The organism is Nocardiopsis akebiae (genome assembly GCF_018316795.1).
GTDB classification, from domain to species: Bacteria; Actinomycetota; Actinomycetes; order Streptosporangiales; family Streptosporangiaceae; genus Nocardiopsis; species Nocardiopsis dassonvillei.
On sequence record NZ_CP074132.1, the window covers coordinates 143497 to 162603 of the forward strand.

14 protein-coding genes are annotated in these 19107 nt (G+C 71.9%); 6 read left to right on the top strand and 8 right to left on the bottom strand.

Annotated features, from left to right (window positions below):
* Positions 1–63: 63 nt before the first annotated feature.
* Genes KGD83_RS00675 through pdhA form a run of 3 tightly spaced genes read right to left on the bottom strand, consistent with a single transcriptional unit; the run spans position 64 to position 3534 of the window.
* Positions 64–1458, bottom strand: coding sequence for a dihydrolipoamide acetyltransferase family protein (locus KGD83_RS00675; RefSeq protein WP_212642037.1), 1395 nt, complete (start codon positions 1456–1458; stop codon positions 64–66).
* A complete protein-coding gene (locus KGD83_RS00680; protein WP_212642038.1) occupies positions 1455–2447 on the bottom strand; it encodes an alpha-ketoacid dehydrogenase subunit beta in 993 nt (330 codons plus the stop codon). The genes KGD83_RS00675 and KGD83_RS00680 overlap by 4 nt, the downstream gene beginning before the upstream one ends.
* Before the next feature lies 1 nt (position 2448).
* Positions 2449–3534 (bottom strand): pyruvate dehydrogenase (acetyl-transferring) E1 component subunit alpha, encoded by a 1086-nt coding sequence (pdhA, locus tag KGD83_RS00685; protein WP_212642039.1) that lies wholly within the window; start codon positions 3532–3534, stop codon positions 2449–2451.
* Between the two features lie 280 nt (positions 3535–3814).
* On the opposite strand from pdhA, the gene KGD83_RS00690 reads away from it, so the two are divergent.
* Positions 3815–4312 (top strand): phosphoribosyltransferase, encoded by a 498-nt coding sequence (locus KGD83_RS00690; protein WP_212642040.1) that lies wholly within the window; start codon positions 3815–3817, stop codon positions 4310–4312.
* Positions 4313–4386: 74 nt separating this feature from the next.
* On the opposite strand, the gene nrfD is transcribed toward KGD83_RS00690, so the two are convergent.
* From nrfD to fdh, 3 genes are read right to left on the bottom strand one after another with little or no spacing between them, the layout of a single operon-like run.
* Entirely contained in the window at positions 4387–5487 is a 1101-nt protein-coding gene (gene nrfD / locus KGD83_RS00695; RefSeq protein ID WP_212642041.1) for an NrfD/PsrC family molybdoenzyme membrane anchor subunit, read from the bottom strand.
* On the bottom strand, positions 5487–6377 hold the full coding sequence (locus KGD83_RS00700) for a 4Fe-4S dicluster domain-containing protein (protein WP_212642042.1): 891 nt from the start codon (positions 6375–6377) through the stop codon (positions 5487–5489). The genes nrfD and KGD83_RS00700 overlap by 1 nt, the downstream gene beginning before the upstream one ends.
* Positions 6374–9628 (bottom strand): formate dehydrogenase, encoded by a 3255-nt coding sequence (gene fdh / locus KGD83_RS00705; RefSeq protein WP_212642043.1) that lies wholly within the window; start codon positions 9626–9628, stop codon positions 6374–6376. The genes KGD83_RS00700 and fdh overlap by 4 nt, the downstream gene beginning before the upstream one ends.
* Positions 9629–9993: 365 nt before the next feature.
* Between fdh and KGD83_RS00710 the strand changes: the two genes are divergently transcribed.
* Positions 9994–11652 carry a catalase gene (locus KGD83_RS00710; RefSeq protein WP_212642044.1) on the top strand — a complete coding sequence of 553 codons (1659 nt, stop codon included), beginning with the start codon at positions 9994–9996 and terminating at the stop codon, positions 11650–11652.
* Between the two features lie 10 nt (positions 11653–11662).
* On the top strand, positions 11663–12130 hold the full coding sequence (locus KGD83_RS00715) for a hypothetical protein (RefSeq protein ID WP_212642045.1): 468 nt from the start codon (positions 11663–11665) through the stop codon (positions 12128–12130).
* Between the two features lie 114 nt (positions 12131–12244).
* Here KGD83_RS00715 and KGD83_RS00720 read toward each other — a convergent pair whose 3' ends face one another.
* The gene (locus KGD83_RS00720; protein WP_212642046.1) at positions 12245–12709 is read right to left on the bottom strand and encodes a DUF4383 domain-containing protein; all 465 of its coding nucleotides are present in this window, start codon (positions 12707–12709) and stop codon (positions 12245–12247) included.
* Positions 12710–13090: 381 nt separating this feature from the next.
* Between KGD83_RS00720 and KGD83_RS00725 the strand changes: the two genes are divergently transcribed.
* Positions 13091–14890, top strand: coding sequence for a thiamine pyrophosphate-requiring protein (locus KGD83_RS00725; protein WP_212642047.1), 1800 nt, complete (start codon positions 13091–13093; stop codon positions 14888–14890).
* A 37-nt stretch (positions 14891–14927) separates the two neighbouring features.
* Positions 14928–16742, top strand: coding sequence for a glycoside hydrolase family 15 protein (locus KGD83_RS00730; protein ID WP_249352064.1), 1815 nt, complete (start codon positions 14928–14930; stop codon positions 16740–16742).
* Positions 16743–16859: 117 nt separating this feature from the next.
* Here KGD83_RS00730 and KGD83_RS00735 read toward each other — a convergent pair whose 3' ends face one another.
* A complete protein-coding gene (locus KGD83_RS00735; RefSeq protein WP_212642048.1) occupies positions 16860–18230 on the bottom strand; it encodes an MFS transporter in 1371 nt (456 codons plus the stop codon).
* 524 nt (positions 18231–18754) lie between these two features.
* Between KGD83_RS00735 and KGD83_RS28910 the strand changes: the two genes are divergently transcribed.
* Positions 18755–19072, top strand: a complete 318-nt coding sequence (locus KGD83_RS28910; protein ID WP_256448840.1) for a trypco2 family protein — start codon at positions 18755–18757, stop codon at positions 19070–19072.
* Positions 19073–19107 lie beyond the last annotated feature (35 nt).

A 19107-nucleotide genomic window follows, 5' to 3' on the forward strand; every position in this document is an offset into this window, starting at 1 on the left:
CGGACCGGCACACGCGGGGGCGCCCCGGGATCCGGTGTCCCGGGGCGCCCGCTCCGTCCCGGTCTACAGGCGGGCGACGGCCGCGGCCGGGTTCTCCATGGCGTCGGCCACCACGCGCATGAAGCCCGCGGCGGCCCCGCCGTCGCACACGCGGTGGTCGAAGGCGAACGACAGCTGCGTGATCTTGCGGACGGTCAGCTCGCCGTCCACCACCCAAGGGCGGTCCATGATCCGGCCCAGGCCCAGGATCGCCACCTGCGGGTGGTTGATGATGGCGGCGCTGCCGTCCACACGCAGCGACCCGTAGTTGTTGAGGGTGAAGGTGCCACCGGTCATCTCGGCCGAGGAGGCCCTGCCCTCCCGCGCGGCGGCGGTGAGCCGTCGGATCTCGCGGTCCAGCTCCGTCGTGGTGAGCCGGTGCGCGCCCAGCACGGCCGGGGCGACCAGGCCCCGGTCGGTCTGCACCGCCAGGCCCAGGTTGACCCCGTCGTACTGGACCAGTTCACCGCGTTCGGCGTCCACCCTGCCGTTGAGCTCGGGGTGGGCCCGCAGGCCCGCGACCACGAACCGCGCCACGTAGGACATCAGGCCGGGTCCGGACGGGTCGGACTGCCGGAGGCGGACCAGCTCGGTCGCGTCCACGTCCACCCAGACGGTCGCCTCGGGGATCTCGCTGCGGCTGCGGGACAGCGACGCCGCCACGCTGCGGCGGAAACCGCTCATGGCCACGCGCCGGGACTCGGCCAGTCCCGTGCGGGCGTCCACGGAGCCCGCCGCGACGGGCTCCGGTCCGGCGGCGGGATCGGCGGCCGGGGCCCGTGCCGCGTCGATGGCCTCGCGCACGTCGCGCCGGGTGATGAGTCCGCCCGGGCCGCTCCCGGAGACCTCGGAGATCCGCAGCCCCGCCTCACGGGCCATCTGCCTCACCAGGGGCGAGGTGACCAGCGGCGGACGCGCGGCCGCGGGAGCGGGCGGTGCGGCGGAGACGGGCACGGCGGATCGGACCGGTGCTGCGGCGGCCGGCGCGGCGGGCTGCGCCGGGCGCGCGGGCGGGCGCTCGCGCGGACGCCGACGGCGCCCGGAGGCCGCTGCCTCCGGCGTCCCGTAGCCGATCAGCACGTTGCCCGAACCCGTTCCGGCGCGCTCCTCCTCGCGGTAGCGCTCCCCCTCCGCCGACGCCTTCGCGGCGGCGGACCCGGACGCGGCGTCGGCCCCTGAGCCGTCGGTCACGCTGATCAGGGGGCGCCCGACCTCCATGACCCGCCCCTCCTCGCCGTGCAGCTCGCTGACGGTGCCCGCGAAGGGGGAGGGCACCTCCACGATCGATTTCGCGGTCTCCACCTCCACGATCGGCTGGTCCAGGGCCACCGCGTCGCCGACGGCCACGAGCCAGCGCACCACCTCGGCCTCGGTGAGCCCCTCGCCCAGGTCGGGGAGGTCGAAGGTCTGCGTCGTCACTGGTCCTCCCACTGAAGGTCGTCGACGGCGTCCAGGATCCGGTCCACGCCCGGGAGCTGGAAGCGCTCCAGCTTCGGCGGCGGGAAGGGGATGTCGAAGCCGGTGACGCGGCGCACCGGCGCGGCCAGGGAGTGGAAGCACCGCTCGGTCACCCGCGCGACGATCTCCGAGGCGACGCTGGCGAACCCGCTGGCCTCGGCGACCACGACGGCGCGCCCGGTGGAGCGGACCGCCTCGCACACGGTGGCGTCGTCGAAGGGGACGAGGGAGCGCACGTCCACCACCTGGAGGCTGCGGCCCTCCTGGACGGCGGCCTCGGCCGCCTCCAGCGCGGTGGGCACCGAGGGGCCGTAGGCGATGAGGGTGGCGTCGGTGCCGGGGCGGCGCACCACGGCGCGGCCGATGGGCGGCTCGGGCGCGGCCGGGTCGATCTCGTCCTTGCCCCAGTAGAGCTTCTTCGGCTCCATGAACACGACCGGGTCGTCGGAGGCGATCGCCTCGCGCAGCAGGAAGTAGGCGTCGGCGGGCGTGGACGGGGTGACCACGGTCAGGCCGGGCGTGTGGGCGTAGTAGGCCTCGGAGGAGTCGCAGTGGTGCTCGACGCCGCCGATCCCTCCCGCGTAGGGGACGCGGATGACCATGGGCAGCCCGACCCGGCCGCGGGTGCGGTTGCGCGTCTTGGCCACGTGGCTGACGATCTGCTCGAAGGCCGGGTAGGCGAACGCGTCGAACTGCATCTCCACCACGGGGCGCATACCGTTCATCGCCATGCCCACGGCCATGCCCACGATCCCGGACTCGGCGAGCGGGGTGTCGAAGCAGCGGTTCTCGCCGAACTCGGCGGTGAGGCCGTCGGTGATGCGGAAGACGCCGCCGAGGGGGCCGACGTCCTCGCCGAAGACGTAGACCGTCGAATCCTCGGCCATGGCGTCGCGCAGGGCCCGGTTGAGGGCCTGGGCCATGGAGAGCTTGATGGGGTCGGTCGCCATGTCAGTTGCCCTCTCTGCTCAGTTCGTCGGCCAGGAAGGCGGCCTGTTCGTCGAGCTGCGGCGTGGGGGCGGCGAACACGTGCGCGAACAGCTCGGCGGGCTCGGGGTCGGTGTCCCTGGCGACGCCCTCGCGCATGGCGGCGGCCACGGCCTCCGCGTCCTCGGCGATGCGCGCCTTGCGGGCCTTGGTGAGGACGCGCTTCCTGGTGAGGTAGGCCTCCATGCGCAGCAGGGGGTCACGGGCCTCCCAGGGGTCCACCTCCTCCTGGGCGCGGTACCGGGTGGCGTCGTCGGCGTTGGTGTGCGCCTGCATGCGGTAGGTGTGCGCCTCCACGAGCCGGGGTCCCTCGCCCGCCCGCGCCGCGGCCACGGCCCGGTCGAGCACGGCGAGCACGGCGGGGGTGTCGTTGCCGTCCACCCGTTCCGCGTTCACCCCGTAGCCGACGCCCTTGTGGGCGAGCGAGGGGGCGGCGGTCTGGCGGGCCAGGGGGACGGAGATGGCGTACTCGTTGTTCTGCACGAAGAACACGACCGGGGCCCGGAACACCGCCGCGAAGTTCAGCGCCTCGTGGAAGTCTCCCTCGCTGGTGGCTCCGTCGCCGCACAGCGCCATGACCACGGTGTCCTCACCGCGCAGGCGGGCGGCGTGCGCGACGCCCACCGCGTGCAGGAGCTGGGTGGCCAGCGGCGTGGCCTGCGGGGCGACGCGGTGCGCGTAGGGGTCGTAGCCCGAGTGCCAGTCGCCCTTGAGCAGGGTGAGCACCTGTACCGGGTCCACCCCGCGCGCGACCACGGCGGCGGTGTCGCGGTAGGTCGGGAACAGCCAGTCGCCCTCCGCCAGGGCCATGGCCGCGCCCGTCTGGCAGGCCTCCTGCCCGTGTGAGGAGGGGTACACGGCCAGGCGGCCCTGCCGCACGAGGGCGCTGGCCTGGTCGTTGACGCGGCGGCCGATCACCAGGGAGGTGTACGCGGCGAGCAGCCGCTCCCGGTCCGGGAACGGCAGGGCGGCCCCGTCCACCGGGCTTCCGGTCTCGTCGAGCAGCCGGACCGGCTGCCCGGAGGGGAGAAGGTCCCGGTCATCAGCCATGGCGCCAGCCTCCTGTGTCAGAAAGATGTGTTCAGACACATGGTGCTGTTCATTGCCATCTGTTCGCCACAACCACGCAAAAATCAAGAAAACGTCGAGGATTTCGCCCATTTTCCTGGCCAAGCGTCCAACCGTGTGACTCAGAACACCCTTCGGTGTGGACAAGTGGTCCGCACCGCCGCGCCGCGTCCCCGGGCGGGCACGGAGCGGCGCCGCGGTGGTTAGCCTGGGGCGGTACCGAGCCGCTGCGCACACCACACCACCGGGAAGAGGCGACCCCGTGAGCGACGAGCGCGAGAACCTGGACTACGGGCTCTTCGGCACCGCGATCCGCGACCTGGCCCGCGCGATCGCCGACGACGGGTTCGAGCCCGACATGATCCTCTCCATCGCGCGCGGCGGCCTCTTCGTGGCGGGCGGCCTGGGATACGCGCTGGACGTGAAGAACCTGCACGTGGTGAACGTGGAGTTCTACACCGGGGTCGGAACCACGCTCGACATGCCCGTCATGCTCCCCCCGGTGCCCAACGTGGTCGACCTCGGCAGCAAGAGGGTCCTGGTCACCGACGACGTCGCGGACAGCGGCAGGACCCTCAAGCTCGTCCACGACTTCTGCGCCGAGCACGTCGCCGAGGTCCGCAGCGCGGTCGTCTACGAGAAGCCGCGGTCCCTGGTCAAGTGCGAGTACGTGTGGCGGCGCACCGACCGTTGGATCGACTTCCCCTGGTCGGTGGAGCCCCCGGTGGTCAGCCGCCCCGACCAGGTCCGCGACGCCTGACCGCATCCGGCGGTCCCGACCGCAGCACGGCCGTCCTCCCCCCGCCCGAGCCGCGGGGGGAGGACGGCCGCTCCTCAGTCCCCGGCCGTACGGGCCTGCGGAACGGCGGCCGCGCCGGTGCCCACGCGCTCCGCCTCCCGCTCGGCCAGCCTGCGGCGCTGGGGCACCACCGTGTACTTGGGGTCGGCCACGGACTGCTTGCCGGCCTGGAAGACGCCCAGCCGGGTGCACGCGGAACCGGCCAGCAGGGCGGCGCCGCTCACCGCGGAGGCCGCCCGGCTGCGGCGGCCCAGCACCGCACCGGCCGCCCCGGCCAGGGTGAGCGTCCTGGCCGCGCGCATGAGGGCACCCGCCTTCCCCTGCCGGTAGGGCTCGCCGGACAACCCCATCCGGCGCTCCATGGCGCCGGAGACCGCCGTCTCCACCAGGGCGCCGCCCACGGCGGCGCGGCGCGCGGGGCCGCTCTGCGCCAGGGGCGCGGTGACCAGGCCCATCCCGCCCGCGGCCGAGGCCGCCGAGGAGGCGAACACGAACGGCATGTACCGGTAGCCGTCGTGCCAGGAGGGCACCGCGGTGTCGCACACCAGCGGCGCCGTGTAGGTGGCCACGAGCGGCCCCACCATCCCGGCGCCCAGGGTGGCCGCCCGGCCGATCCGCGGGAACCACCCGGTCGCGGCGGTCACCGCGGCGACCCCGGCGAGGGGGCCGTAGGTCATGAGGATCCAGGACCCGACGCTCATCGGCGAGGTCGGCTTGACCACCCGCAGCATGTTGAGGAAGCGCTCGGGGCGCCCCAGGTCGTGGATGAGCGCGGCCGTCGAACCGGAGATCGCGCCCAGGGCCGTGTACTTGAGGGGGCGGGCCAGCTCCGGGCGGCCGGTCAGCTCGGCGCCGGCGGCCAGCACCGACGAGGCCCCGGCGAGCCCGCCCAGGAACAGGTAGCCGCCGATGTCGGAGGCCTTCCACACGATCTGGTTGAGGACCGGCTTGCCGTAGTAGGAGCGGAAGTCGGCGTCGGGCACCCGCGTGGGCTCGCCGCGCCCCTTCCTCCTGCGCCGCCCCTCCCCGTGTTCGCGGCGCTGCTCCTCCCCGACGACGTCGGCGGCCCCCGTGACCGCCTCCCGTCCGGGGCGCTGCCCGCGCATGCCCTCCTTGGTCACGTCCGACGAGCTCATCAGCGCCTCCCCGCGAACGTCGCGGCCGCTCCGACCACCAGCGCCGCCGCCGCGACACCGGCGTGCCGCCACATCGACGGCAGGTCCCGGGTGGTCACCACCGGGTCCGGCGGCAGCCCGTAGACCTCGGGTTCGTCCAGCAGCAGGAAGAACGCCCCCGCGCCGTCCACCCCGTCCTCGGGGTCCTCGCCGTACAGGCGGGCGGAGGACACCCCGGCCTCGTGCAGGTCGGCCACCCGCGCCTCGGCGCGCGCACGCAGTTCGTCGAGGTTGCCGAACTGGATCGAGTCGGTGGGGCAGGCCTTGGCGCAGGCGGGCTCCAGGCCGTCGCCGATCCGGTCGTAGCACAGGGTGCACTTCCAGACCCGGCCGTCCTCCTCGCGCTTGTCGATGACACCGTAGGGGCAGGCCGGAACGCAGTACCCGCAGCCGTTGCAGATGTCCTCCTGCACCACCACCGTGCCGAACTCGGTGCGGAACAGCGAGCCGGTCGGGCACACGTCCAGGCAGGCGGCGCTGGTGCAGTGCTTGCAAACGTCCGAGGACATCAGCCAGCGGAACTCGCCGCGCTCGTCGGCACCCGTGGCGGCGCCGGGCAGCTCGAAGGACGGCATGCCCAGGTCCACGGCCCCGGGGCGTCCCACGCCCGGGTCCTGGTGGCCCAGGGGCTCGCGCTGTTCGACGAAGGCCACGTGCCGCCACGTGTCCGCGCTCAGTCCGCCGCTGTTGTCGAACGACATGGACGTGAAGTCCAAGCCGTCCTCGGGGACCATGTTCCACTCCTTGCAGGCGACCTCGCAGGCCTTGCAGCCGATGCACACACTCGTGTCGGTGAAGAAGCCGACCCTCTCGTGCCTGCCGTCCCCGTTGCTCTCCGCGGACACGCTCACACCTCCAGTCCCGTCTGTTCCGTGATTCCGGCCCGCTCCCGGTACTCGCGCACCAGGTCGAGGCGCTCGGCGCCCCGGGGCCTGCGCCCCGGCCGGATATCGGCCGTGATCGCCTTGACCTCCTGGATGTGCACGTTGGGGTCGAGCGCGATGGGCATCAGCTCGTTGGCCGCGTCCCCGGTCGTGTACCCGTTGGGACCCCAGTGGTAGGGCATCCCGATCTGGTGGACCACCCGTCCCTGCACCCGCAGCGGCGCCATCCGGTCGGTGACCATGACCCGGGCCTCGATGGCGTTGCGCGCCGTGACGACGGTGGCCCAGCCGCCGTGCTCCAGCCCGCGCTCCTCGGCCAGCTCGGGCCCGACCTCGCAGAAGAACTCGGGCTGGAGTTCGGCCAGGTAGGGCGTCCACCTGGTCATCCCGCCCGCGGTGAAGTGCTCGGTGAGCCGGTAGGTCGTCACCACGTACGGGAAGACGTCGGAGCCGGGCGTGCCGGGGGCGGGGTGGTAGCGGTTGTACTCGTGCGGGTACAGCAGGCGCGTCGGGTTGCGCTGGTGACCGTACAGCGGGTTCTCGAACGGGGTGTCCTGCGGTTCGTAGTGTGTGGGCATCGGGCCGTCGTTGAGGCCCGCGGGCGCGTACAGCCACCCCTTGCCGTCGGCCTGCATGACGAAGGCGTCCCGCCCGGTCAGCGCCGCAACGCCCTCGGCGTCCTCCGGCGGCACGTAGTCGGGGGCCTTGCGGTTCTCGAAGTCGGGGGTGTCGTGCCCGACCCAGCGCTCCCGCTCCGCGTCCCACCACACGAGGCTCTTGCGGGGGCTCCAGGGCTCCCCGTTCTCGTCGGCGGAGGCGCGGTTGTACAGGACGCGCCGGTTGTCCGGCCACGCCCAGGCCCACTCCCCGGCGATCCAGTCCTGTTCGGTGTGGGGCTTCCGGCGCGCCGCCTGGTTGACCCCGTCCTTGAAGACGCCGCAGTAGATCCAGCAGCCGCACGAGGTCGATCCGTCGTCGCGCAGCTCGGTGTAGACGGTGAGCGGGCGGCCCTCGGCGTCGTGGCCGTTGATCTCGCGCAGGACCGCGGCGGCGTCGGGCTCGCCGTCCTCCTCCAGGGGGTAGTCCCAGGTGAGGTCGAGGACGGGGCGGTCCTTGGGGTCGTCGGAGCCGGCGAGGATACCGCGGATCTCGCGTCCCAGGTGGTACATGAACCACAGGTCGCTGCGCTGGTCACCGCTCGGGCTGACGGCTCGGTCGTGCCACTGGAGCAGCCGGTTGGTGTTGGTGAAGGTGCCCGACTTCTCGGTGTGCGCGGCGGCCGGGAAGAAGAACACCTCGGTGCCGATGTCCTCGGTGCGCATCTCGCCGGACTCGATCTCCGGACCGTCCTTCCACCAGGTGGCGCTCTCGATCAGCGAGAAGTCGCGCACGACCAGCCAGTCCAGCTCGGCCATGCCCATGCGCTGGGCCCTGCTGTTGGCCGAACCCACGGCGGGGTTCTCGCCCATGAGGAAGTAGCCCTTGCACTTCCCGGCGATCTGTCCCATCACGGTGTCGTAGTGGCTGTGGGAGCCGGTGAGCCGGGGCAGGTGGTCGAAGCAGTAGTCGTTCTCGGCCGTCGCGTGCTCGCCCCACCACGCCTTGAGCAGGCTGACGGTATAGGCCTCCATCCCGTCCCAGAACCCCTTCCTGGGGTTGCCGGCGGCCATGATGTAGGTCTCCAGGGACTGCTCCTCGTGCGCGTGGGGCATCGGCAGGTAGCCCGGCAGCAGGTCGAACAGGGTCGGCACGTCGCTGGAGCCCTGGATGCTGGCGTGTCCGCGCAGCGCCTGGATGCCTCCTCCCGGGCGGCCGATGTTGCCCAGCAGCAGCTGGAGGATGGAGGCGGCCCGGATGTACTGGGAGCCGACCGTGTGCTGCGTCCAGCCCACGGCGTAGCAGAAGGCGCTGGTGCGGTCGCGGCCGGAGTTCTCGGTGAGGTGGTCGCACACCCTCCGGAAGGTCTCCCGCGGGATGCCGCAGACCTGCTCGACCAGCTCCGGCGTGTAGCGCGCGTAGTGGCGCTTGAGGACCTGGAACACGCAGCGCGGGTCGGTGAGCGTCGGGTCCTCCCTGGGCTTCTCCCGGATGGCCGCGCCGCCCGACCCCTGCTGCTCGGGCCGCCCGGAGTGGCTGGTGCCGAGGTTCTCCTCGAGCCGCTCCTTGAACAGCTGGTTGCGGTTGCCGGAGGCGGCCGCGACCTCCGCCCCCTCGTAGCTCCAGGTGCTGGCGTCGTAGCTCTTGTCCTCCTCCGAGAAGCCGGAGAACAGGCCGTCCAGGTCCTCGGTGTCCTGGAAGTCCTCGCCGACGATCGTGGCGGCGTTGGTGAAGGTGCGCACGTAGTCGAGGAAGTACTTCTCCTCGGTGAGGACGTGGTTGATGATCGCGCCGAGGAAGGCGATGTCGGTGCCCGCGCGGATGGGCACGTGCATGTCGGCGAGCGCGCTGGTGCGGCTGAAGCGGGGGTCGACGTGGATGACCACCGCGCCGCGGGCCTTGGCCTCCATGACCCACTGGAAGCCGACCGGGTGGGCCTCGGCGAAGTTGGACCCCTCGATGACGATGCAGTCGGAGTTCTGCAGGTCCTGGAGGAACATGGTCGCCCCGCCGCGCCCGAAGGACGTCCCGAGCCCGGCGACCGTGGAGCTGTGGCACACACGGGCCTGGTTCTCCACCTGGACGACGCCGAGCGAGGTCAGGAGCTTCTTGATGAGGTAGTTCTCCTCGTTGTCCAGTGTGGCGCCGCCGAGGCTGGCGATCCCCAGCGTGCGGTTCACCCGTTGCCCCTCGTGCTCCCGCTCCCAGGTCTGCTCGCGAGTGCGGACCACGCGGTGGGCGACCATCCGCATGGCGGTGTCGAGGTCGATCTCCTCCCATTCGGTGCCGTAGGGGCGCCGGTACAGGACCTTCTCCTCGCGCGCGGAGCCGGTGGTGAGCTGGAGGCTGGCAGACCCCTTGGGGCACAGCCGACCGCGGCTGATCGGCGAGTCCGGGTCGCCCTCGATCTGGACGACCTTCTCGTCCCTGACGTAGACGTTCTGCCCGCATCCCACCGCGCAGTAGGGGCAGACCGACTTCACGACCCGGTCGGCCTCCTCGGTGCGGGACCTGAGGTCCTCCGACCGGCGGGACTTCGCGGCGGCCCCGCGTCCCGTCGGGTCGTCCCCCGTGAACTGCCGGTACACCGGCCACGACTCGATCCAGGTGCGCACGCCCATGCTCGCCTCCGCCTCGGGCCCGGGGCCCGTCGATGGTCTCCAGGTCTGCCGCTACCCACCGACGAGGGGGAGCATGGGTCCGGAATTCCCACCGTGCGCCGGACGCGCCTCCGGGCGGGCGGGGACACGCCGCCCGTGGCGGTTCCATGGGGCTTTTGTGACGCGGCCCGGACAGCGGTGTTTCACGTGAAACAGCGGCAGCGGAGAGGGCCGAAAATCCCCCTTTCCGGACTTCCCAGACGGGGGGAGGGTTGCGGTACCCCCTCCAGTTGGTAAGAACTTCCCCCGACGCGCGTCCGGCACCGCGGCAGTGGGCAGGGGGCACCGGGACAGGGATCATGACGACGTGGTGGGGGACCAGTTCCATGACCGACGTATCCAGCCAGGGATCCGCGCCGGGAGACGACCGCGAGGTGCTCACGAACCGGCAGGGGCACCCGGTCTACGACAACCAGAACCAGCGCACGGTCGGCGAGCGGGGGCCGGCGACGCTGGAGAACTACCAGTTCCTGGAGAAGATCAGCCACTTCGACCGGGAGCGCATCCCGGAGCGGGTGGTGCACGCGCGCGGGGTGACCGCGTTCGGCTACTTCGAGTCCTACGGCGCGTGGGGCGACGAGCCGATCAGCCGCTACACGCGCGCAAAGCTCTTCCAGGGCAAGGGGAAGCGGACCGACATCGCGCTGCGCTTCTCCACGGTCATCGGTGGCAGGGACTCCTCGGAGTGCGCGCGCGACCCGCGCGGGTTCGCGATCAAGTTCTACACCGAGGACGGCAACTGGGACCTGGTGGGCAACAACCTGGCGGTGTTCTTCATCCGCGACGCCATCAAGTTCCCCGACGTGATCCACTCCCTCAAGCCGGACCCGGTGACCTTCCGCCAGGAGCCCAACCGCATCTTCGACTTCATGTCGCAGACCCCCGAGTGCATGCACATGCTGGTCAACCTGTTCAGCCCGCGCGGCATCCCGGCTGACTACCGGCACCAGCAGGGCTTCGGCGTCAACACCTACAAGTGGGTCAACGACGTGGGCGGGACCGTCCTGGTCAAGTACACCTGGATGCCCAAGCAGGGCGTGCGCAGCATGACCGAGGCCGACGCCGCCAACGTCCAGGCGGACGAGACCGGGCACGCGACCAAGGACCTGCACGAGGCCATCGACCGCGGCGAGTACCCCGAGTGGGAGCTGCTCGTACAGATGATGAGCGACGAGGAGCACCCCGAACTCGACTTCGACCCGCTGGACGACACCAAGACCTGGCCGGAGCAGGACTTCCCGCCCAAGGCGGTGGGGCGGATCGTGCTCGACCGGAACGTGTCGGACAACTTCGCGGAGAACGAGCAGATCTCCTTCGGCACCGGCGTGCTCGTGGACGGCCTGGACTTCTCCGACGACAAGATGCTCGTCGGGCGCACCTTCTCCTACAGCGACACGCAGCGCTACCGGGTGGGGCCCAACTACCTCCAACTGCCGGTGAACCAGGCCAAGAACGCCGACGTGCGCACCAACCAGCGCGACGGCCTGATGGCCTACCACCAGGACTCCGGGGGCGAGAACCCGCACGTCAACTACGAGCCCTCCATCAACGGCGGCCTGCGCGAGGGGCAGTACCCCACGCACGACGAGCAGGGGCCGGAGATCCGGGGGCGGCTCACCCGCAAGCGCATCTCCCGCACCAACGACTACCAGCAGGCGGGGCAGCGGTACACGCTGATGGAGGAGTGGGAGCGCGACGACCTGGTGCGCAACTTCACCGGGCAGCTCTCCCAGTGCGACCGGCCGATCCAGGAGCGGATGGTCTGGCACTTCCTCATGGTCGACGACGACCTGGGGCTGCGCGTCGGTGAAGGGCTGGGCATCGGCCCGGGCGACGTGGCGCGCCTGGGGCCGCTGCGGAGCCAGACCCTGGACGAGGGGGAGCGCCAGCGCATGGCCAACCTGGGCAAGAACGGCCCCCGGGACGTGTCGGGGCTGACGATGACCCACTGCGTGCCCAACAAGCGGCACGTGGTGGAGCGCTGAGGCGGGCGTGGTGGAAAGGCTGGCACGGGCCCTCGCGCACACCTCGTCCGCCGTCGGCAGGGGGCTGCTGGCGGGGCTGGTCGGCACGGCGGCGATGACGGTCTCCAGCACCGCCGAGGCCAGGCTGCGCGGCAGGGGAGGCAGCACCTCGCCCGCCGACGCCGCCGGGAAGGTGCTCGGGGTGCGCCCGGAGGGCCCCTCGGGCGAGCAGCGGTTCAACACCGCGGTGCACTGGGGCTACGGGGTCTCGTGGGGGGCGGTCCGGGGGCTGCTGGGCGCCGCCGGACTGCACGGGACCGCGGCGGCGGCCGCGCACCTGGCACTGGTGTGGGGCGGCGAGCAGGTCGCCCTCCCGGCCACGGGCACGGCGCCCCCGGCATGGAAGTGGGGCGCCGAGGAGGTCGGCGTGGACCTGCTGCACCACACGGTCTACGCCTGCGCCGCCAGCGCCGCCTACGAGTGGCTCGACCGGCGCTGACCCGCACGCGTCCGGCCCCGGCACGGGCGAGCGAAACGACGCGGCCGCCGCCCCGTGCGGGGCGGCGGCCGTCACCGTGTCACTCCCGGTCCGGGCGGGAGCCGCGCGGACGCGTCAGCGCCCGGCGCGGCTGCGCCGGGAGGGCGCGAGGACGATGGCGAGCGCGAGCATGCTCACCCACAGCACCAGGTGCAGCCAGTTGTCGGCGTCGTTGAGCGGCACGATGTTCGTCGGGTCGCCGGACTCGACCAGGAGCCCGTAGACCCACAGCACCAGGTAGGCCAGACCGCCGACGATGAGGTAGACGCGCGCCAGACCGGCGGTGCGCGCCATCGCCGCCCCGGCCGCGCCGAGGATCAGGTGGAGCAGGTTGTGCAGGACCGACACCTGGAAGATCCCCAGCAGCATGGCCTCGGAGTGGTGTCCGGCGAACTGCATCTGGTCGTAGTTCGTGGTCAGTCCGGGAATGAAGCCCAGCACGCCCACCAGCAGGAAGACGATGCCGTAGACGAGCGCGGCGATACGGATCGGCTTTCCGGGAATCCTGGTCACGCCCTGGGCCGATGTCCGGTTGGACATGGTCACCTCCACCGTGTCGCGTCCGTTTCATGGGTCCCCGTGACGCAAGGGGCTGATGGTGAACCGATACCCGGCGTGATTCGTGTCACTCGCCTTGACGGGCGGTGCCGCCCACCGCCACACGCCGCTGACCTGCCCCGGGTAGGAACAAGCGTCCGGCCCGCGACGCGGGGGAGCGGTGACCGGAGCGGGGGAGCGCGGCGGGCGGAGCGCCGCCAGCGCGGTGAGTGCGGACGCGGGAGTCGGGGTAGTCGCGCCAGCGAGGCACTCCCGCGGCGGACCGGGGGCCGCGAGCCGGCGGGGCGAGGCCCTGCGCGCGGCGGACGCGGCGCCGCGGGAACGGTGCCGACCGACGGCGTCGAACCCGGGAGGTAAGCGGTCATGGCGGAACTGGTGTCCGACCACGTACTGAAGCGTCTGCGCGAGTGGGGGGTCGAGCGCGTCTTCTCATACGCGGGCGACGGCATCAACGGCCTGCTCGCCGCCTGGGAGCGGGCCGGTGACCAGCCCCGCTTCATCCAGTCACGGCACGAGGAGCTGGCGGCCTTCGAGGCCACGGGGTACGCCAAGTTCTCCGGCCGGGTGGGGGTGTGCGCGGCCACATCGGGCCCCGGCGCCATCCACCTGCTGAACGGCCTCTACGACGCCAAGCTCGACCACGTGCCGGTGGTGGCGATCCTCGGCCAGACCGCGCGCAGCGCGATGGGCGGCTCCTACCAGCAGGAGGTCGACCTGATGTCGCTGTACAAGGACGTGGCCAGCGACTACCTCCAGATGGTGACCGTCCCCGAGCAGCTGCCCAACGTGCTCGACCGGGCGATCCGGATCGCCGCGAGCAGGCGCACGGTCACGGCGGTCATCATCCCCGCCGACGTCCAGGACCTGGAGTACTCACCGCCCGAGCACGAGTTCAAGATGGTGCCCTCCAGCCTCGGCCTCCCCTCCCCGCGGTCCACCCCGTCCCCGGAGGGGCTGGCCGAGGCCGCCGAGATCCTCAACTCCGGCGAGCGCGTCGCCATGCTGGTCGGGCAGGGGGCCAGGGGAGCGGCGGACGCCGTCGTCGAGATGGCGGACAGGCTCGGCGCCGGGGTGGCCAAGGCGCTGCTGGGCAAGGACGTCCTCCCCGACGACCCGCCCTTCGTGACCGGGTCGATCGGTCTGCTCGGCACCCGGCCCTCCTACGAGATGATGCGGGACTGCGACACCCTGCTCGTGGTGGGCTCCAGTTTCCCGTACAGCCAGTTCCTGCCCGAGTTCGACCAGGCGCGCGCCGTCCAGATCGACATCGATCCGACCATGGTCGGCATGCGCTACCCGTTCGAGTGCAACCTGGTCGGCGACTCCGCGCAGACGCTGCGGATGCTGCTGCCGCTCGTGGACCGCAAGACGGACCGCTCCTGGCGGGAGAAGATCGAGGACGACGTCGCGCGGTGGAAGCAGGTCCTCGAACGGCGCGCCCACGTGGACGCCGACCCGGTCAACCCCGAACGCGTCTTCCACGAACTGTCCCCGCTGCTGCCCGACGACGTGATGGTGACCGCGGACTCCGGTTCGGCGGCCAACTGGTACGCGCGCCACCTGGTGTTCCGCGAGGGCATGCGGGGAACGCTGTCGGGCACGCTGGCCACGATGTGCCCCGGCGTCCCCTACGCCACGGGGGCGAAGTTCGCCCACCCCGACCGGCCGGTGGTCGCGCTCGTCGGGGACGGCGCCATGCAGATGAGCGGCATCAACGAGCTGATCACCATCGGCCACTACTGGAGGGAGTGGGAGGACCCGCGGGTGGTCGTCGCCGTCCTCAACAACCGCGACCTCAACCAGGTGACCTGGGAGCTGCGCGCGATGGGCGGCGCGCCGCAGTTCCTCCCCTCGCAGCGCATCCCCGACTTCCCCTACGCCGGGTTCGCCGAGAGCATCGGCCTGCGGGGGATCAGGGTGGAGGACCCCTCCGACGTGCGAGACGCCTGGCAGCGGGCGCTGTCGGCGGACCGGCCCTGCGTGGTCGAGTTCGTCACCGACCCCGCCGTCCCGCCGATCCCGCCGCACGCGACGCTCGACCAGATGGAGAGCGTGGCCAAGGCCCTGGCCAAGGGCGACCCCGAGGCGTGGTCCGTGGTCAAGCGGGGCGTCGTGTCCAAGGCGCAGGAGTTCCTGCCCGGAGGCGGGCGAGGAGACCGCTGACGCGGGCACCGCCCGGGGGGCGGAAGGGAGGCGGGACGTGGCTCCGCCCATCGAGGACTACGCGTTTCTGGGCGACATGCGGACGTCGGCGCTGGTCGGCAGGGACGGGAGCGTGGACTGGCTGTGCCTGCCCAGGTTCGACTCCGGCGCCTGCTTCGCCGCCCTGCTGGGCGACGGGGGCAACGGGCGCTGGACCATGGCCCCGGTCGGGGAGCACCGGGTCTCGGCGCGGCGGTACCGCTCCGACAGCCTGGTGCTGGAGACCGAGTTCCGGTGCGCGGACGGCGCGGTGCGGGTCGTGGACTGCATGCCCGTCGGCGCGCACGGGACCGGTCTGGTGCGCCGGGTCGAGGGGGTGGAGGGCCGCGTGCGCATGCGTACGGAGGCCGTGCCGCGCTTCGACTACGGGTCCATCGTCCCGTGGGTGCGCAAGGACGGGCGGCGGCTGCACATGGTGGCCGGTCCGGACAGCTGCTACCTGGACTCCGACGTGGAGTTCGAGGTCGTGGCCCCGTCCAGGCCGGTAGCGGAGTTCACGGTCGCCTCGGGGGACGGCGTGGACTTCTCCCTGGTGTGGACGCCGGTGCGGGCCCCCGAGCCGGACCCGCCCCACGTGGGCGCGCTCATCGGGCACACGGAGGAGGTGTGGCGGGAGTGGGCCTCCAGGTGCGCCTACCGGGGCGAGTACCGCGACGCGGTGGTCCGGTCGCTCATCACCCTCAAGGCCCTGACGCACGCGCCCGGCGGGGGCACGGTGGCCGCGGCCACCACCTCGCTGCCCGAGCAGCTGGGCGGCGTGCGCAACTGGGACTACCGCTACTGCTGGATACGAGACGCGACGCTGACGCTGCTCTCGCTGCTGGAGTCGGGGTACGAACGGGAGGCGGCCGGATGGCGCGAGTGGCTGCTGCGTGCGGTGGCCGGTGAGCCCGGGCAGATGCGGATCATGTACGGGATCGAGGGGGAGCGCAGGCTGCCCGAACTGGAGCTGGGCTGGCTGTCCGGCTACCAGGGCGCCCGCCCCGTCAGGATCGGCAACGAGGCGGCCCAGCAGTGGCAGCTCGACGTCTACGGCGAGGTGATGGACGTCTTCCACCAGGCCAGGGAGCACGGCATCCCGCCGCGTGAGCCGGCCTGGCGACTCCAGCGGCACCTGATGGACTTCCTGGAGTCGCACTGGCGGGAGCCCGACAACGGGATCTGGGAGATGCGCGGGCCCCGGCGGCACTTCACCCACTCCAAGGTCATGGCGTGGACCGCGGCGGACCGGGCCGTCAGCGCCGTGGAGAGGTTCGGGCTGGAGGGCCCGGTGGACGACTGGAAGCGCCTGCGCGGGGAGATCCACCGGGACGTGTGCGAGCACGGGTACGACCCCGGTCGGCGGACCTTCACCCAGTACTACGGTTCCGAGTCCCTGGACGCCTCGCTCCTGATGGCGAGCACCGTCGGCTTCCTCCCGGCCACCGACGAGCGCATGCGGGGGACGGTGGACGCCGTCCAGCGGGAGCTGTGCAGCGGCGGCCTGGTCCAGCGCTACTCCATGGACGAGGGGACCCGGCACGTGGACGGCCTGCCACCCGGTGAGGGCGTGTTCCTGCCCTGCACGTTCTGGCTGGTGGACAACCTCGTCCTCCAGGGCCGTGTGGACGAGGGCCGACGGATCTTCGGGCACCTGCTGAGCCTGCGCAACGACGTGGGGCTGCTGGCGGAGGAGTACGACACCGGCGCGCGGCGGCTGGTCGGCAACTTCCCCCAGGCACTGTCCCACATCGCCCTGGTCAACACCGCCCATGAGCTGGACCGGGACCGCCGGGGCCCGGCGCGCCAGCGCGCGGAGTCGCGGGGGCGGTGAGCGCGCCCCGGGGCGGCGGGTCGACAAGGCGACGGAGCGACAAGGAGACGCGACGACAAGGCGACAAGGCGACGGAGGACGGGGCGGCGGACCGGGTCCGCCGCCCCGTCGCGCCCCCTACTCGCCGATCGTGGACGGCTTGGTGCCGTCCGCGTACAGGTCCACGCCCTTGGGCTCCTTCACCAGGGTGACCCCCAGGAAGGAGACCGCGCAGGCCACGACGATGTAGACGCCGATCGACCACGAGGCGCCGGTCTCGGTGAGCAGCAGCTCGGCGATCGTGGGCGCGAAGGCGCCGCCGAGGATCGCGCCGAGGGCGTAGCCGATGGACACGCCGGAGTAGCGGACCTCGGCCGGGAACATCTCCGCGTACAGCGCCGACTGGGGGCCGTAGCTCAGGCCCAGGGTGAGCGTGAAGACGAAGACGCCCGCGAAGTACAGGTAGATGTTGCCGGTGTCGACCATGAACCACATCGGCACGGACCAGGCGGCCAGCAGCACGTAGCCGAGCTGGAAGGTCCGCACCCGGCCGAGCTTGTCGCTCAGGATGCCGCCGTAGAGCGTGGAGACGAGCCAGCCGAACGAGGCGAGGGTGGTCGCCAGGAGCACGGGGCCGCGCTCCATGCCGAGGCCGAAGTCCTCGACCGGCCGGGAGGCGTAGGTCGCCAGGTAGGCGATGACGAGGTACCCGGCGGCGTTGTTGGCGATGAAGATCAGCGCGGAGAGGACGACCTCACGGGTGTGCTTGCGGAACAGGCGGCCCAGCGGGGCGGAGGCCTCGGCCTTGCGCGCCTGCATGAGCTTGAAGACCGGGGACTCCTCCACGGACTTGCGGATGAGGTGGCCGACGATGATCAGCAGGAAGGACAGGAGGAAGGGGATGCGCCAGCCCCACTCCAGGAACGCCTCCGGGCCGATGGACGCGGTGATCACCCAGACGACGAAGGTCGCCAGGATCATGCCGCAGGGAACGCCGATCTGCGGGTAGGCGCCGAAGAAGCCGCGCTTGCCGACCGGCGCGTGCTCCACCGACATCAGCGCCGCGCCGCCCCACTCGCCGCCCGCGGAGAAGCCCTGGAGGATGCGCAGGACGATCAGCAGGACGGGTGCGGCCACGCCGATCTGGGCGTAGGTGGGCAGCACGCCGATCAGGCAGGTGGCGAGCCCCATCATGACCAGGGTCGCCACGAGCACGCGTTTGCGGCCGAACCTGTCTCCGAGGGCGCCCGCGACGATCGCGCCGAGCGGCCGGAAGAGGAAGGAGATGCCGATGGTCGCGAAGGACAGGATCTGGGCCAGGCCCGGGCTGTCCTCGGTCAGCGGCGACAGGAACAGGGGCGCGAGCACGAGGCCGGCGGCCTGCGCGTAGATGAAGAAGTCGTACCACTCGATCGTGGTGCCGACCATGGTCCCGGCGAGGACGCGCCGCCGCTCCCTGGTCTCGATCGCGCTGCCCGGCCCTGGGGCCGTCGAGTCGGAAGTTGCCATTGGTGCTCCGTATGTTCTCTGCCGACCGGGGGTCGGATTCCGCTCGTGGGCTCCTGGTATCGGCAGTCACGGTGACAACCACCCACCCCTCCAGTCGCACAAGCGACAGGAAAGACATGTCCGACACCGGACTGAGCCCCAGGACACCATGCCATGTGACTCAAGGCACTTTCTACACCGGGGGCTACTTTTCGCAGCTCGAAAGCCATGCACTGACCGAACGGTCGGTTGGATGCATGGCACTGTCGGTGGCTCGCGGCCCGTAACCAGCCACGACCCCGTGCAGGTCGGACGACATGTCGGCGGATCGACGAGTCGACATGGCGCCGAGTCGGCCTTCCGGCGGAGGGACGCCGTGAACAGGAAGAAACCGGGCACCCGCCCGGGAGCGGTTACGCAAAGCGGAAAACACGCGGCTGGCGGCGGACCGGCGGGGAAAACTGACTGTCACACCAGTCAGGTGGCCTGGATCACAGCCCTGTTCCCGCCGTCCCCACGACGGAACGCCCCCAGGGAGTCATCAGGTGCCCGCCACCGGGCTGCCCCAGGCCATCGACGAACTGCGCCGGGAGGTCGCCGCCGCGCGCCGGAGGGGAGAGCCGCGAGATCGGCGTCGAGATCGTCGAGACCGAGGTCGGACTCCTCCTGGAGGCGCACCAGGAGGGGCAGGGAGGGCCGGTGTGCGCTTCGGCGTGCTCTCCCTCGACGCCGAGGGCAAGGCCGGCCGCAGGGACACGCACCGGATCACGCTGAAGCTCGCACCGACCGACGCGGACGGAAGGAAGCTCGCGATCGCCTCCGAGAGCGGAGCGGTCCGGGAGGACCGCAGGGACCTGGACTGATGGACCCGAGGTGTGTCGCGGACGTCGGCGTCGTC

Bases quoted from the DNA above. Each gene is read 5' to 3' on its own strand.
- KGD83_RS00680 (WP_212642038.1), bottom strand. From the start codon at position 2,447: ATGGCGACCGACCCCATCAAGCTCTCCATGGCCCAGGCCCTCAACCGG.
- pdhA (WP_212642039.1), bottom strand. From the start codon at position 3,534: ATGGCTGATGACCGGGACCTTCTCCCCTCCGGGCAGCCGGTCCGGCTG.
- nrfD (WP_212642041.1), bottom strand. From the start codon at position 5,487: ATGAGCTCGTCGGACGTGACCAAGGAGGGCATGCGCGGGCAGCGCCCC.
- fdh (WP_212642043.1), bottom strand. From the start codon at position 9,628: ATGGGCGTGCGCACCTGGATCGAGTCGTGGCCGGTGTACCGGCAGTTC.
- KGD83_RS00710 (WP_212642044.1), top strand. From the start codon at position 9,994: ATGACCGACGTATCCAGCCAGGGATCCGCGCCGGGAGACGACCGCGAG.
- KGD83_RS00720 (WP_212642046.1), bottom strand. From the start codon at position 12,709: ATGTCCAACCGGACATCGGCCCAGGGCGTGACCAGGATTCCCGGAAAG.
- KGD83_RS00725 (WP_212642047.1), top strand. From the start codon at position 13,091: ATGGCGGAACTGGTGTCCGACCACGTACTGAAGCGTCTGCGCGAGTGG.
- KGD83_RS00735 (WP_212642048.1), bottom strand. From the start codon at position 18,230: ATGGCAACTTCCGACTCGACGGCCCCAGGGCCGGGCAGCGCGATCGAG.